1 protein-coding gene is annotated in these 275 nt (G+C 30.9%); it reads right to left on the bottom strand.

The window, feature by feature from the left end:
- Nucleotides 1–275, bottom strand: a 275-nt coding sequence (locus tag ACRHOC_RS14815; RefSeq protein ID WP_431159404.1) for a hypothetical protein, incomplete at both ends; no start/stop codon positions are given.

Genomic DNA, 275 nt, shown 5'->3' with positions numbered 1-275 from the left:
AATCCCTTTTTCAACAAGAGTTTTTACCATTTTTCTATCATCTGGATGATAAAAATTTAACGCTGTTTCTAAATTGGGACTATAGTTTTGATTGACTTCATGAATACGTTTAGTTTCTCTTGACCATTTAACAGATTGGTCAATAAGGTCAAGTTCCCAACCGCCTATTTTTGCAATTTCTCCTGTAATGCTTAAGAATTCTTCATTTTCTTTAAGTTCAATTAGGAGTTTTTGATTCCGTTCTTCAATTATTTTACGCTCTCTATAATTAAGAG

The sequence above is a fragment of the Winogradskyella poriferorum genome (genome assembly GCF_050618035.1).
Taxonomy (GTDB): Bacteria; Bacteroidota; Bacteroidia; order Flavobacteriales; family Flavobacteriaceae; genus Winogradskyella; species Winogradskyella poriferorum_A.
The sequence above is the reverse complement of the archived record's forward strand: the minus strand, read 5'-3'. Positions and strand labels throughout refer to the sequence as shown.